Source organism: Thermostichus sp. MS-CIW-23 (genome assembly GCF_054059455.1).
In genome coordinates this window covers 32,623-46,712 of the sequence record NZ_JBSSCC010000024.1, presented here as the reverse complement: position 1 = coordinate 46,712, position 14,090 = coordinate 32,623, and the positions used below count along the sequence as shown (strand labels likewise).

Below are 14,090 nucleotides of genomic sequence, written 5' to 3'. Positions count from 1 at the left end.
CCTGAAATTCCGAAACTTAGCTGTCCTCTGGGGCCGCTAGGGATTGGGATAAAGCCCGCACCCTGCGCATAGCGCGGGTGTCGGGTAGTTTACTAATTGCTTGTAATTGCTTGACTACCCGGTCTTGGGATCCCTCGCCAGGCTTAACCCAGTCGGCTGGGACTGAGTTGTCTCGGCTCTGTCCGGTACCAGGCGCAGGGGCGGGCCAAAGCGGCCAACCGCTACAGTGTTGTTCAGGGCCGGGATCTGGCGGATGGATCCCTGGCGTAGGCAGCGGTGTAGACGGCGCAGCAGGAAGAGGTCGGCTTCGGAGCACTCCTCTCGAAATAGCCTTACGTTAAGTTCGTGTTCCTGAGCAGTAGTGAGCAAACCGGTCATCATGGCGGTTTGAATGATCTGCTGCACGGTCACGGTCGTCGCTTCATCCATAGGTTTAGGCGATTGGATGGAGACCTTTTGCTGCTCTTATTCTCGATAAATCCCTCTGATATTGACTCCGCCAAATAGCGGATTCGATATGCGCGCTTTGTCATCTTTCCCAATGTTCAGGAAATAGGGCTTTCCAGGTATCCATTGACTTTCTGATCCATCCAGATCCTATTCAGGCGAAAAGCTTGAAATCCTTGCTTCACAAGCCTTTCCAATCGAAGTGGGAGCAGAGCCAACAATTGGATACGTAGGGATCCCATCCTCACTGCAGTACAAAATTAGACTCAACAGTGAGTTGCTTGAACTTGCCAAAGAGGTGCTGATCCCATGATTTTTCGAGCTGTTGTTTGAGGCCGTAACAGATATCTGTGGCAATACGGAACTGAGAAGCGATGTTCGTCACCGACAAATGGCGTAGGGTTGCTCGGCTTTTTGTCTGTACCTTGTCGGCAACGCAGGCATAGAGGATGAGCAACAGCCTTGTGTTAGGGTGGGGGCATTCTAGGGTGGCAATGGGCTGTGTCAGAAACTCCACAAAAAGTCGGCTGTGCTGTCCCTCTGGGCTGCTGTGGCTGCGGCTGTTTGGGCCTGCTGGCGGTGTTGGGCCTGGGGCTGGCGGGGGCAGGGATCCTAGTCTGGAATGGGATCCGCACTTCGGGTGCCTATCGCACCTACCAGTTGGCGGTGGAGCAGCTCGAACAAAATGCCGTGGTGGTGGAACGTTTGGGAGAGCCCCTGAAGCCGGGATGGCCCTCGCGGCTGAGCTTTCAGGAAGATGAGGAAGCCGGTTGGGTGTGTCTGTTCTTTTTGATTACAGGGGCCCAGCGCACCGGCGATGTGGTGGTGGAATCGGAGCGGGGCATGGCCGGCTCGGCATGGCAGTTGCGCCATCTGCAAGTGAAAGTTGACGGGGATCCGCAGGCCATTCCGATCATCGAGGGGGGATCCCGCTGTGAAGAGGAAGAGCCGGATGGAGAAGCCCTGCCCCTGCAGCCAGAGGGCGACATCTAGGTAGCCGAATAGGCTCAGCCGCGGGTAGAGTCAAAAGGACTCCGTCCCGCTGACGCGAACGGTTGTGGCCTTGTTGGATCCCTATGCGGTCGCTCCCTTACCTGCGCTTGCTGCTGCTGTTGGCGCTGTTGGCCTCGTTCACCGGGCTGATCGTCTGGCTGATCCAATCGTTTCTCGATCTGTACTACGCCACCCGTTACCACCCGATTTTGGGGGGGCTGTTGATTGGGGTGCTGGTGCTGCTGCTGCTGGTGTTTTTGGCCGCTGCCATCTACTACTTGTTTCTGTTTCGCCAACCCGCCCCCAGCAGGAGGGAAATTACCCAACCCCTTGCCTTGCCGGAGACGGCCTTGGACAAGCGGAAAGCGGCGCAACAGAACTTGGCTCAACTGGAGGCGCAGCTAGCGCAAATCCAGGATGAAGTGGCGCGGGCAGCGCTGGCGGAGCGGTCGGCTCTGCTGGCCCAACAGTTGGCCCAGCCCCAGCTGAAGGTGGTGGTCTTCGGCACCGGGTCGGCGGGCAAGACTTCTTTGGTCAACGCGCTGCTGGGGCGGCGGGCGGGGGCGGTGGGGGCCACTCTGGGCACCACCCAGGCGGTAGCTTGTTACGATTGGAACTTGCCCGGGATCCCGCAGCCGGTGCAGATCCTGGATTGCCCCGGCATTTTGGAGATCGGCCCGGCAGGGGTGATGCGGGAACAGGAGGCGCAAGCCCAAGCCCAAGCTGCCGATCTGCTGCTGGTGGTGGTGGATGGGGATCTGCGCCAGTCAGAGGTGGATCCCTTGCGCCGGTTGATCGCCCTGGGCAAGCGGGCCTTGCTGATCCTGAACAAAGCGGATCGCTACACCTCAGAAGAACGGCAGATCCTCTTGCAACGCCTGCGGGAGCGGGTCTACCCCCTGATTCCACCTCAGGATGTGTTGATAGCTGCCGCTGCTCCAGCCCCTGTGCGGGTGGGATCCCAAACCTGGCGACCGGAGCCGGATGTGGCGGCGGTGCGGGATCGCGTGCAGGCGGTGCTCTATGCCGAGGGGGGATCCCTGGCCTTGGACAATGCCCTGCTGCAATCGCAACAGTTGGGGGAAGAGGCCAAGCGGATTCTCCAAGCCCAACTGCGCCGCCAAGCCGAGGAAGTGATCGATCGCTTTCAGTGGATTGTTACAGGGGTGGTATTTGCCAACCCCATCCCGGCGGTGGATCTGCTGGCCATTGCCGCCATCAACGCCCAGATGGTGGTGGAACTGGGATCCCTTTACGGCTGCAAGATGGATCTGCAGCAGGGGCGGGAGCTGGCCTTGTCTCTGGCCAAAACCCTAGCGGGCTTGGGCTTGGTGGAAGGGGCGATCCAACTGACCACGGGGATCTTGGCCACCGTTGCCGAAGTGAGCGTCGTCGGTTTTCTGGCGACAGCCCCCATTCAGGCAGCCAGTGCTGGCTATCTCACCCGCATTGCCGGCAAGAGCTTCATTGAGTATTTCCAGCACAACCAAAGCTGGGGAGAAGGGGGGATGCAGGCGGTGGTCAAAGCCCAGGTGCAAAATACCCAAAAATCCGGTTGGCTCAAAGAGTTTGTCCGCGAGGCTTCCCGGCGCATCTTCCGAAATGGGATGGCCAACCCAAGGGATCCCTAATGGCCGCTCAGGGCAATATCCGTCGGCATGAAGGCCAGCTTCAGTTGCGCCACATAATCGGCGTAGCTCAGTGCCGGCCCAGTGTCCCAATCCGCCAAGCCATGCATGCACTTCGACCATTGAATGAAGGCGGCAGGATAGATATAGGCCAAACTGGGATCCTGCAAAACCTCTTTGGGCAGTGGAGAGGCCGACTTCAGCACTGCCAACAGAGCCGGCGGCTTGTGGAGAATCACGCGCGTGGCCTCAATCTGCTCTGGGGAAACCCTAAACTTGGTGGCGATAAACGGGATCACTCTGGAAATGGCCATCACCCAACACCAACCTCGCCTATAGAGGTAGGTTGCCCCCAAGCCGAGGGGCTGGCCTCAGGGATCCTACGGAGAGCGGAAAAGAGGGATGAACATTGGCGAGGATGGCCGTGGGCGGGCCTGGGATCCCCTTGCTTGGGGCCGCTGCTCCCCGTTATTCTAGTAAAGCTGAAAAATCTGGGGAAACAGTGAGCCGTGGCTAAAAAGAGCATGATCGAGCGGGAGAAGAAGCGCCAACGCTTGGTCGAGAAGTATCGGGAGAAGCGCCAACAACTGAAAGCGGCCATGGCCGATCCCAACATCGACCAGGCCACCCGCATGGAGCTGCACGCCCAACTGCAAAAACTCCCTCGGGCCAGCTCGCCCACACGCCTGCGCAACCGCTGCTGGAAAACCGGGCGTCCCCGGGGTTACTTCCGCGATTTCGGCCTGTGCCGCAACAGCCTGCGGGAAATGGCCCACAGAGGCTTATTGCCAGGTGTGGTCAAGTCTAGCTGGTAGTTGCCTGGCCTTCGCCGCTTGGTTATGCAGCCAAAACACCCTTTTGAGAGATCCTGAGTGGGCCTGCAACCTTTCCAGCTCTGCGACGAAGATCTCACCCCTGCAATGGCAAAGGCCCTGGCCGGGGAACCCCACTTGGCCGTGGATACGGAGACGATGGGGCTGATCCCGCAGCGGGACAGGCTTTGCGTGGTGCAAATCGCCAACTCCGCCGGTGAGGTGGTGCTGTTGCGGCTGAGCCGCGGGGTAAAGCAGGCCCCCTTTTTGGCGGGGCTGCTGACGGATCCCAACATTGAAAAGATTTTCCACTACGCCCGCTTTGACCTGGCGATGCTGCGCTATCACCTGGGGATCCGGGCGTGGCCCGTCTTTTGCACCAAAATTGCCAGCAAACTGGCCCGCACCTACACCAGCAAACACAGCCTCAAAGATGTGGTGAGCGAGCTGTGCGGGGTCGAACTCAACAAAGCTGCCCAAAGCTCCGACTGGGGGGCCGTCCACGCGCTATCCGCCGAACAGCTGGAATATGCCGCCAACGATGTTCGCTATTTGATCCCGGTGCGCCACAAGTTGGCGGAGATGTTACGGCGGGAAGAACGCTGGGAGTTGGCGCAGCAGTGTTTCCAACATTTGCCTACTTTGGTAGAGCTGGATCTGTTGGGCTTCAGTAACGTCTTCGAACATCAGTAGGCGGGGCTTTACTTGATAGACAGTCACCGAATTTTCGGGCTGGAGGCCCGCACCATAGCCGCAGGCTTGGTGTCGGGAGGAAAGTCCTCCTCTATATAGGTTTGCTGGTCAAAGTCTGGATGAGCTACGATAGGCCCATGAGCCAGACTATATCGGTACGTTGCAAGCTGATAGTCCCTGTAGAGTTGCGTCAAGAGATTGACCGCACCTTGCAGAGATTTGCTGACGCTTGTAACCAGATCTTGGATACCGCCAAGCGCGAGAAGTGCTGGAACACCGCCAAGCTGCACCACTTGGTCTATCGACCGGTAAGAGCAGCAACGGGGCTGAAAGCCAACCACGTCTGTCAGGCGCTCCGTCGGGTGATTAGCAATGCCAAGGCGGTGAAGCAAGTCCACAAGTTTCGCCCCACCAGCCTGACCTTGGATGCGCGTACTTTTAGGTACCGAGAGTCTGAACAGACTGTTGGTGTGACTCTGTTGAGCGGGCGAGTCTGGCTCAAGCTCAAGATCGGTGGCTACCAGATAGCGCTTCTGCGAGGCCAGAAGCCAACAAGCGCAACCCTGTCTAAGACCAAGCAAGGGGACTACTACATCAACATTGCTGTTGAGCTGGATACTCCCCCGACTGGCAAGACTCCAAGGGTGATCGGAGTTGACTTGGGCAGGCGAGATATCGCCACCGCTAGCAACGGACGCTCTTGGGGCGGAGGATACATCCAGGCCGTCCGTGACCGGTTCAGCCGTGTACGCGCCAAGGTTCAATCCAAACGCACTCGCAGCTCTAGGAGGCTGCTGAGAAGGCTCTCTGGGAGAGAACGACGCTACCAGACATGGCTGAACCACAACATCAGCAAAACCTTGGTCAGGGATGCCCAGGCTATTGGTGCGGCACTGGCTTTTGAGGACTTGACGGGCATTCGAGAGCGCCTGAATCAGAAGCCTCGGAGCAAGACTGAGCGGCGCAGGACTAACAACTGGGCGTTCTACCAGCTCAGGATGTTTGTAGCCTACAAGGCTGCCATTGCTGGAGTGCCTGTGGTGCTGGTGCCGCCTGCCTACACCAGTCAGACCTGCCACAAATGCCTGCACATCCACCCTGAGCGGGGTAAGTCCTACCGCAATGGTAAGTCGTTCAAGTGTGGACACTGCGGGTGGGAAGGGGATGCTGACCATAACGCTGCTCAAGTAATCTCTCTCCTTGGGGCGACTGTAAACTCGCCTGAAATTCCGAAACTTAGCTGTCCTCTGGGGCCGCTAGGGATTGGGATAAAGCCCGCACCCTGCGCATAGCACGGGTGTCGGGTAGTTTACTGTCTTCGATGACCGGGCCCTCGGGGATCCCACATCTCCTGAAGCTGAACATGGGGGGACCTCACCGGCCCACAAAGTATCTGGCAACACAGCTGGCTGCCCCTCTCTCTGATGTAGTGGGGATGGGGTTGGCCATACCAATCGAGATAAACCGGCCTGCAACCCTCATTGCTCCCGCCATCATCTGTCTGGATCAGGGGGGTCAGCCCTCACTTGGGCCACTATGAAAATCATTGGAGTTGAGTCAATGTTGGAGTCGCAGAGGGTGGTTCAAAGTGGGTTATCTTCCCCCGCTGTTTCGGGCAAGCCCGTTCTGGAGTTGCGCCACGTCTCGCTGCAGTACCCCACCAAGGGATCCCCAGTCACGATCATCCGCGACGTCAGCTTTTCTGTTGCCCACTCGGAGTTTGTCTCCATTGTTGGGCCGAGCGGCTGTGGCAAGACTTCTCTTTTGAAGATGATGGCCGGCCTGAACACTGACCATGGCGGCACCCTCTACTTTCAGTTGCAGCCCATCGCCGGCCCCCTGAAGAGTGTGGGCATGGCCTTTCAAAACCCGGTGCTGCTGCCCTGGCGCACAACCCTGGAGAACGTGTTGCTGCCGTTGGAGGTGGTGGAGCCTTACAAGCGTACCTTCAAGCAAAACCTGGCCCAGCACGAGAAGTCGGCGCTGGAGCTGCTGGCCACCGTAGGCTTGGAGGGTTTTCAGAAAGCCTATCCTTGGCAGCTTTCTGGGGGAATGCGGCAGCGGGCTTCCCTGTGCCGCGCTTTGATCCATCAGCCGGAGCTGTTGTTGTTGGACGAACCTTTTGCCGCTTTGGATGCCTTTACCCGCGAGGATATGTGGGAAATGTTGCAGCGGCTGTGGCTGCGCACCGGCTGCACCGCCATTTTGATCACTCACGATTTGCGGGAGGCGGTTTTCCTCTCCGATACCATTTATGTGATGGGGCCACGGCCTAGCGAGATCATCTCTTCCCTCAAAGTGGATCTGCCCCGTCCACGCCCGCTGGAGATCTGCCTGACGGACGAGTTTCACCGCTTGGTCTCGGAAGTGCGCCAGCACATTCGGCGCAGCTATTAGGCCAAAGAGCCCTTGATCCAAAAAATCTGGAAAGGTTTGCTGGACAGGTTACCGCGCATTTCTGCCGAGGGATCCCATGAAAAAATCATTTGACCGATTTTTGCAGACCCAAACGGCTTCTGTGGTCTTGCCCGCTGTCACCATCGTTTTGACCCTTGTGCTCTGGCAGGTGGGGGTGGGGCTGTTCAACGTTCCTCGCTTCATTCTGCCGGCGCCCACCCAGATCCTCGCAGCCATGAACCAGTGGAGCCCGGTGATTCTGCGTCACTCCCTAACCACCCTCACTTCGACGCTGCTGGCCTTTGCGCTGGCTTTGGTGGGGGGGATATTGCTGGGATCGATCATCGGCAGCTCCCGCCTGGCCCATCTGTGTTTGTACCCGCTGCTGGTGGGGTTTAACACCATCCCGAAGGTGGCTTTGGTGCCGCTGCTGGCGATTTGGTTTGGCTTGGGCCTGATCCCGGCGGTGATAACGGCCTTTTTGCTGGCCTTTTTCCCCATTGCAGTCAATGTGGCGGTGGGGCTGGAGACGGTGGAAGCCGAGATGCGAGATGTGCTGCGCTCGCTGGGGGCCAGCTCTTGGGAGATCTTCACCAAGGTGGGGCTACCTCACAGCATGCCCTACCTGTTTGCCTCGTTGAAAGTGGCCATCTCCTTTGCTTTTGTCGGCTCGGTGATCTCGGAGACGGTGGCTTCCAACCAGGGGCTGGGCTACCTGATCGTGTCGGCCAGTTCTTCTTTTGATGTGCCTTTGGCCTTTGCGGGTTTGGCTGCCCTCGGCCTCATGGGTGTCTTGCTCTACACCTTTTTCGCGGCTTTGGAGCGCTATGTCCTGTCCTGGCGACAGTAGCATCTCTCCCCGGGGAGCCAACCCCTGCCTGAGCTAGCCCAGGTCTGGAAAGGTGGCTCGCACCGCCGGGTGGATGAGCTTGCCTGCCCTGATGTTGAGCCCTTTGGCCAAGGCCGGGTCTTGTTCCAAAGCAGCGGCCAGGCCGAGATTGGCCAGCTTGAGGATGTAGGGGAGTGTGGCGTTGACCAGCGCTTGGGTCGAAGTCCAGGGAACGGCTCCGGGCATGTTGGGAACGCCGTAGTGTAGCACCCCGTGGGCTTCGTAAACCGGCTGGGCATGGGTGGTAACCCGTGTGGTGGCGATGCACCCCCCCTGATCCACCGCCACATCCACAATGAGGGAGCGAGGACGCATTTGGGCCACCAACTCTTCTCCCACCAAGACCGGCGCCCGCCTTCCCGGCACCAGCACTGCCCCTACCACCAGGTCGGCCTCGCGAACACACTCTTCCACGCTTTGGGCCGTGCTGTAGAGCAGCTCCACACGGGATCCAAAGAGCAGCTCCAGCTCGTTCAGCCGCTGCAGGTTGATGTCCAAAATCTGCACCCGCGCCCCCAAGCCTACGGCCATTTTGGCCGCCTCGGTGCCCACGGTTCCCCCGCCCAGGATCACCACCCGCCCCGGCGGCACCCCCGGGATCCCACCCAGCAACACGCCCCGCCCCCCCTGCTGTCGGGTCAGGTAATGGGCGCCAAATTGCACCGAGAGCCGCCCAGCGATCATGCTCATGGGCATCAACAAGGGCAGGGATCCATCTGCCAATTCCACCGTTTCATAGGCAAGGCAGGTGGCCCCCGATTGCAACAGCGCCTGGGTCAGCTCGCGGCTGGCGGCCAAGTGCAAATAGGTGAACAGAATAAGGTCGGGATGGAGCAGAGGATACTCGGCAGGCAAGGGCTCCTTTACCTTCACCACCAGCTCCTGCCGGTAGATCTCCTCAGGAGTGACAGCCAGCTTGGCCCCCGCTTTTTGGTAGTCCTCATCCGTGAAGCCCGCCCCCTGGCCTGCTTGGGTTTCCACCCACACCTGATGCCCCTGTTCGGTTAAGGCCCGCACCGCCGCCGGTGTCAGCCCGACACGGAACTCTTGCTCTTTGATCTCTTTGGGCACGCCAATTCGCATAGGGATCCCCGTAGGGCTGCTTTCCAGTCTAGACAGACTCTCCCCGCAATGGGATCCCTGGCCTGAGCAGGAGAGCGAAAATTGTAAAGTTTTGTGCGCGATCTGTCGGGGCAAGCAATCGCCAGGCTAATTTTGTTAGCTCAAGATTTCAAGGGCAAACCTAGATCTCTTGCCATGATTGGCACGAAAACAAGACATAACAGCCTCAGAAAGCCCAATTTTCTTGCTTGCGCTTATCCCCAAGAGCAATGTTAATATCTATGTCACGAAGTCTCCGTACTCCCTCGCGAACGCACCTTGAAAACTGCATGGATTCAAGCTTTTCCGGGGGTAGGGTTGATCCCTACCTTTTCCCCGCAAGGGGACGGAAACGTTGCTGTTAGTGTCTAGACTAGAAGTACAAACTTGCAAGTTGATCCCTACCTTTTCCCCGCAAGGGGACGGAAACCTAATGGACCTAAAATCTAGGATTATACGAGAAATGCGAGTTGATCCCTACCTTTTCCCCGCAAGGGGACGGAAACGCTACTGTCCCCGACGGTGGTATTTCAAGTCCCGTTAGTTGATCCCTACCTTTTCCCCGCAAGGGGACGGAAACGAGGTCAGACTACTTGGTTACTGGGATGAAAAAGTTGACTGTTGATCCCTACCTTTTCCCCGCAAGGGGACGGAAACACAGGCTTGGACAAAGTCCGCACCTGTGAAGCCCAGGGTTGATCCCTACCTTTTCCCCGCAAGGGGACGGAAACTTGAGTAATCCTTCCCGCGGGGCGCTCGCCCCCTCGCACTAACTCGTTGATCCCTACCTTTTCCCCGCAAGGGGACGGAAACCCTGAAGACGTAAGTCAGATGGGCGGTGATTTCGATGTTGATCCCTACCTTTTCCCCGCAAGGGGACGGAAACACTCCAAGTTCTGGGCGATGGCGCTGGAGTAGAACGCCGTTGATCCCTACCTTTTCCCCGCAAGGGGACGGAAACGTGGGCATGCTGGTGGTGTCCGCGCCCCGCCAGCAAGGTTGATCCCTACCTTTTCCCCGCAAGGGGACGGAAACACTTCCAATCTAATGGTAAGAACTTAATTCCTAATATGTTGATCCCTACCTTTTCCCCGCAAGGGGACGGAAACTTGGAACGATGCTCTAGCCTTAATTAAGGCTATCCCGTTGATCCCTACCTTTTCCCCGCAAGGGGACGGAAACGACACCGTCATGCGAATATTCTTCGCATTCACCTCCTTCGGTTGATCCCTACCTTTTCCCCGCAAGGGGACGGAAACTTGGGTTCCTCGTAGTACTTCTTAGGCAGCGGGCTGAATGTTGATCCCTACCTTTTCCCCGCAAGGGGACGGAAACCTTCACTTTCCGGTACACTTCGTACCGGCGTTCAGGTTGATCCCTACCTTTTCCCCGCAAGGGGACGGAAACTGAAGGGTAGTGTGGGGCTGTGAACACATAACCTAGTGTTGATCCCTACCTTTTCCCCGCAAGGGGACGGAAACTATGAGAACGATACGTTTTTACGGTGGAGTATTCGCGTTGATCCCTACCTTTTCCCCGCAAGGGGACGGAAACTTGGACAGAGTCCAGCCAGGAATTCACCTGGCTACACAGTTCGTTGATCCCTACCTTTTCCCCGCAAGGGGACGGAAACCCTGGGTGTTCTTTATCCCCTGTTAAGGGAGAGGTCTGTTGATCCCTACCTTTTCCCCGCAAGGGGACGGAAACAAGACACTTTGGTAATAAATCTGTTTCTCAACGTTGATCCCTACCTTTTCCCCGCAAGGGGACGGAAACTTCCTCAGGAAACGGAGAGCATCCAAATAGGATACCTTCGCGAGTGTTGATCCCTACCTTTTCCCCGCAAGGGGACGGAAACTAACCTCGCTACCGTTGCTCTCCTCGACAATGAGGAATTTGGGTTGATCCCTACCTTTTCCCCGCAAGGGGACGGAAACAGTGCCTTCACCAAGAAGGTTCCGGCAGTCAATAGGCGGCCGTTGATCCCTACCTTTTCCCCGCAAGGGGACGGAAACTTGCGTCAATTGATTAGAGTCCGTGACGCTGGGACTCTGGTTGATCCCTACCTTTTCCCCGCAAGGGGACGGAAACTGCCCAGTCGGGCTGAGGGATGCCGTCGACAATGTCCCGTTGATCCCTACCTTTTCCCCGCAAGGGGACGGAAACGCTTTTACTCCGAATTCTTTGAGCTGCTTCCGCAACGTTGATCCCTACCTTTTCCCCGCAAGGGGACGGAAACCTCGCGAATTGAGTTGGTAACCAAACGAGACCGGATGAACGTTGATCCCTACCTTTTCCCCGCAAGGGGACGGAAACCAGTTCTTTAGGCAGCTAACTGCTATACCAATGCAGGTTGATCCCTACCTTTTCCCCGCAAGGGGACGGAAACTCTAACTGAGGTAGCCAGGCGGCTTTCAAGCGCAGTGTTGATCCCTACCTTTTCCCCGCAAGGGGACGGAAACAGCAGCCCCGCACGATCCAACATATCCTTGGGCAAAATCACGTTGATCCCTACCTTTTCCCCGCAAGGGGACGGAAACCCTCCCTCAAAGAGCATTGAGACAGGTATTCACTTAGGGTTGATCCCTACCTTTTCCCCGCAAGGGGACGGAAACACCACCAGCTTTGGTGGTTCGATGTACTTCTTGGCGGGAAGTTGATCCCTACCTTTTCCCCGCAAGGGGACGGAAACTTCAACGAGGGCTTGGTAGTATTTCTTGTCTTCTTTCGTTGATCCCTACCTTTTCCCCGCAAGGGGACGGAAACATTTCTACAAACTCAATATCTGCGATATCATCCTCCAAGGTTGATCCCTACCTTTTCCCCGCAAGGGGACGGAAACTGGCACGATTACGTAGCTATGTGCGCTCTGCCCGAATGGGACGTTGATCCCTACCTTTTCCCCGCAAGGGGACGGAAACCCCGAGTTACAGGGGAGACGGCGTCGAAGGTACTATCGATAAGTTGATCCCTACCTTTTCCCCGCAAGGGGACGGAAACAACCAACCTTCCTGACACCATATGGTGCCAGAAATAACGGTTGATCCCTACCTTTTCCCCGCAAGGGGACGGAAACCCCGAATAAATCGGCCAGCATCTAGCCAGCTGACCTTCGCGTTGATCCCTACCTTTTCCCCGCAAGGGGACGGAAACCCAGCATCTCAGGCAGGGAAGACTTCACTTCTTCCAAAGTTGATCCCTACCTTTTCCCCGCAAGGGGACGGAAACTGCCAAAGCACGTGCCCTCTTCCGCTGACGGTGTGTCGTTGATCCCTACCTTTTCCCCGCAAGGGGACGGAAACTTCACGAGGCAGCGGCCAGCGCTGGAGATCCCTGGGTCGGGTTGATCCCTACCTTTTCCCCGCAAGGGGACGGAAACCCACTCAACCTTGGCCTTCTCATAGCGGGCTTGCTGCTCAGGTTGATCCCTACCTTTTCCCCGCAAGGGGACGGAAACGCTGACCCTTACTGTCGGGGCGCAGGCACCACCACCACGTTGATCCCTACCTTTTCCCCGCAAGGGGACGGAAACGAGTGGGGGAGGTTAGCTATTCGAGTTCACAGGAAGTTGCCGTTGATCCCTACCTTTTCCCCGCAAGGGGACGGAAACCACACACCGACATGAGTTTACTCCACTCGCTATAAAGTTGATCCCTACCTTTTCCCCGCAAGGGGACGGAAACCTGGTCGTGGGCTTCGGCCAGGCGAAGTGATTTTGCCGTTGATCCCTACCTTTTCCCCGCAAGGGGACGGAAACGTCCGATAGCCATTAAGTTCAAGAACTCGTTGATTTGATCGTTGATCCCTACCTTTTCCCCGCAAGGGGACGGAAACATACATGGCAGAACCTCCCTTCACAGGGATAAAACAACAGTTGATCCCTACCTTTTCCCCGCAAGGGGACGGAAACCTGAGCTACGCGAGGCGAGAGGAGAGAGAAAGGAAAGTTGATCCCTGCCTTCTTCGAGACATCCTTGAGAACTGAGACTGGCGGATTCTAGGGTGGATCCCTAGCGCAGGAAACGGGCCAGCAGCACCAGTCCGATGCCGCCGAACAAGATGTTGAAGCTCCAGGCTGCCGCCCAAGGGGGAAGGGCTCCCACTTCTCCCAAGCTGCGAGACACGCTGAGCACCACGTAGTAGGCAAACACCAACAGGATCCCGAAGACGACGCCCCCGTAGCGTCCCACCCGCCGCGCGGTGGTGGATCCCAGGGGTAGCGAAATCAGCACGGCAAAAAAGCTGGCCAGGGGCAGGGAAAAGCGCATGTGGAACTCGGTGCGCAGAGCCTGAGTATTGAGATTGGAGCGGGCCAAACGGGAAATCCGCTCCGCCAGCTCCGGCAAGCTCAACTCGCTGGGGGGAACCGGCGGCTGCATCAGGGCAGCCAGATCCTGAGAAACTTGCAGCGGCTTGCGATGAAACGTTTGCTCGGCAATGCTGAGACCCGTGGGGCCGTAAAGGTGGGTCGCTCCTTCGCTCAGGCTCCACTCCAGTCCATTCCACACTGCCTGAGCGGCCAAGGTCACTTCCGCCAACTGGTATTTGCCCCCCGGCAAGGGATCCACCCGCAAAATCGTAACATCTTGCATCGTATTTAACCGGGGATCCACTTGGCGGATGAAGAACCAGAGGTTGTCTTCGGTTTTGAAAAAGACATCGTATTGCACCGGGGTGGTGGCCTGGGCCAGCAAAGCCTGCTGATCGATCTGGCGGATTTGCTGTTTGCTGGCCGGCAGCAGCACGTTGCTAATGAAAAAAGCGCTCAAGCTCATGGCCAACCCCACCAGCAGCAGGGGTCGGAAAATCCGGCTAAACGGGATCCCGGCTGCCCGCATAGCGGTGATCTCGCTGTTGCCGCTCAGCTTGCCCAAGGTGAGCATGGTGGCAAAGAAGGCGGCAATGGGCATGCCCAGCACCACCATCTCCGGCAGATCCAAAACCAAAAGACGCAACACCGTCAGGGGGGGGACGGATCCCTCGACCAGCCGCTCGGCCAGGGTAAACAACCGGCCCACCAGCAGCAGCAGGGTTCCCCCGGCAATACCGGTCAGCACCGGGGTGAGCATCTGCCCAAATAGATAGCGCTCCAGCAGCCAGAACTTGGTGAGCAACCGTGCCATGTTTGAG

Annotated in this window: 11 protein-coding genes and 1 CRISPR repeat array; of the genes, 7 read left to right on the top strand and 4 right to left on the bottom strand. The window is 57.7% G+C overall.

All coding sequences use genetic code 11. The annotated features are described in order from the left end of the window. Positions 1 to 114 precede the first annotated feature (114 nt). Positions 115 to 429: a hypothetical protein gene (locus ACVW0B_RS09640; RefSeq protein WP_457491557.1), complete on the bottom strand. Its 315-nt coding sequence runs from the start codon at positions 427 to 429 to the stop codon at positions 115 to 117. 519 nt (positions 430 to 948) lie between these two features. Here ACVW0B_RS09640 and ACVW0B_RS09635 point away from each other — a divergent pair. Together ACVW0B_RS09635 and ACVW0B_RS09630 are read left to right on the top strand one after the other, a co-directional pair. Next, positions 949 to 1,440, top strand: coding sequence for a cytochrome c oxidase assembly factor Coa1 family protein (locus ACVW0B_RS09635; RefSeq protein WP_457491556.1), 492 nt, complete (start codon positions 949 to 951; stop codon positions 1,438 to 1,440). Positions 1,441 to 1,523: 83 nt separating this feature from the next. Next, a complete protein-coding gene (locus ACVW0B_RS09630; RefSeq protein WP_457491555.1) occupies positions 1,524 to 3,071 on the top strand; it encodes a YcjF family protein in 1,548 nt (515 codons plus the stop codon). On the opposite strand, the gene ACVW0B_RS09625 is transcribed toward ACVW0B_RS09630, so the two are convergent. Next, the gene (locus tag ACVW0B_RS09625; RefSeq protein ID WP_414344672.1) at positions 3,068 to 3,382 is read right to left on the bottom strand and encodes a hypothetical protein; all 315 of its coding nucleotides are present in this window, start codon (positions 3,380 to 3,382) and stop codon (positions 3,068 to 3,070) included. The genes ACVW0B_RS09630 and ACVW0B_RS09625 overlap by 4 nt on opposite strands. A gap of 195 nt (positions 3,383 to 3,577) precedes the next feature. On the opposite strand from ACVW0B_RS09625, the gene rpsN reads away from it, so the two are divergent. The 5 genes from rpsN (at position 3,578) to ACVW0B_RS09600 (ending at position 7,820) form a co-directional block, all read left to right on the top strand. Beyond that, positions 3,578 to 3,883, top strand: a complete 306-nt coding sequence (gene rpsN, locus ACVW0B_RS09620) for a 30S ribosomal protein S14 (RefSeq protein WP_011432985.1) — start codon at positions 3,578 to 3,580, stop codon at positions 3,881 to 3,883. A 57-nt stretch (positions 3,884 to 3,940) separates the two neighbouring features. Continuing rightward, positions 3,941 to 4,573 carry a ribonuclease D gene (locus tag ACVW0B_RS09615; protein ID WP_457490032.1) on the top strand — a complete coding sequence of 211 codons (633 nt, stop codon included), beginning with the start codon at positions 3,941 to 3,943 and terminating at the stop codon, positions 4,571 to 4,573. Between the two features lie 137 nt (positions 4,574 to 4,710). Continuing rightward, on the top strand, positions 4,711 to 5,865 hold the full coding sequence (locus ACVW0B_RS09610; RefSeq protein ID WP_457491554.1) for an RNA-guided endonuclease InsQ/TnpB family protein: 1,155 nt from the start codon (positions 4,711 to 4,713) through the stop codon (positions 5,863 to 5,865). A 268-nt stretch (positions 5,866 to 6,133) separates the two neighbouring features. Next, positions 6,134 to 6,970 (top strand): ABC transporter ATP-binding protein, encoded by an 837-nt coding sequence (locus ACVW0B_RS09605; RefSeq protein ID WP_457491553.1) that lies wholly within the window; start codon positions 6,134 to 6,136, stop codon positions 6,968 to 6,970. 76 nt (positions 6,971 to 7,046) lie between these two features. Beyond that, a complete protein-coding gene (locus ACVW0B_RS09600; RefSeq protein ID WP_414407516.1) occupies positions 7,047 to 7,820 on the top strand; it encodes an ABC transporter permease in 774 nt (257 codons plus the stop codon). Positions 7,821 to 7,853: 33 nt separating this feature from the next. Here ACVW0B_RS09600 and ald read toward each other — a convergent pair whose 3' ends face one another. Together ald and ACVW0B_RS09590 are read right to left on the bottom strand one after the other, a co-directional pair. Beyond that, the gene (gene ald, locus ACVW0B_RS09595) at positions 7,854 to 8,942 is read right to left on the bottom strand and encodes an alanine dehydrogenase (protein ID WP_457491552.1); all 1,089 of its coding nucleotides are present in this window, start codon (positions 8,940 to 8,942) and stop codon (positions 7,854 to 7,856) included. Positions 8,943 to 9,277: 335 nt separating this feature from the next. Next, positions 9,278 to 12,870: a CRISPR direct-repeat array (repeat unit 37 nt; unit sequence GTTGATCCCTACCTTTTCCCCGCAAGGGGACGGAAAC). A gap of 100 nt (positions 12,871 to 12,970) precedes the next feature. Further along, entirely contained in the window at positions 12,971 to 14,083 is a 1,113-nt protein-coding gene (locus ACVW0B_RS09590) for an LptF/LptG family permease (RefSeq protein WP_457491551.1), read from the bottom strand. Between the last annotated feature and the right edge of the window lie 7 nt (positions 14,084 to 14,090).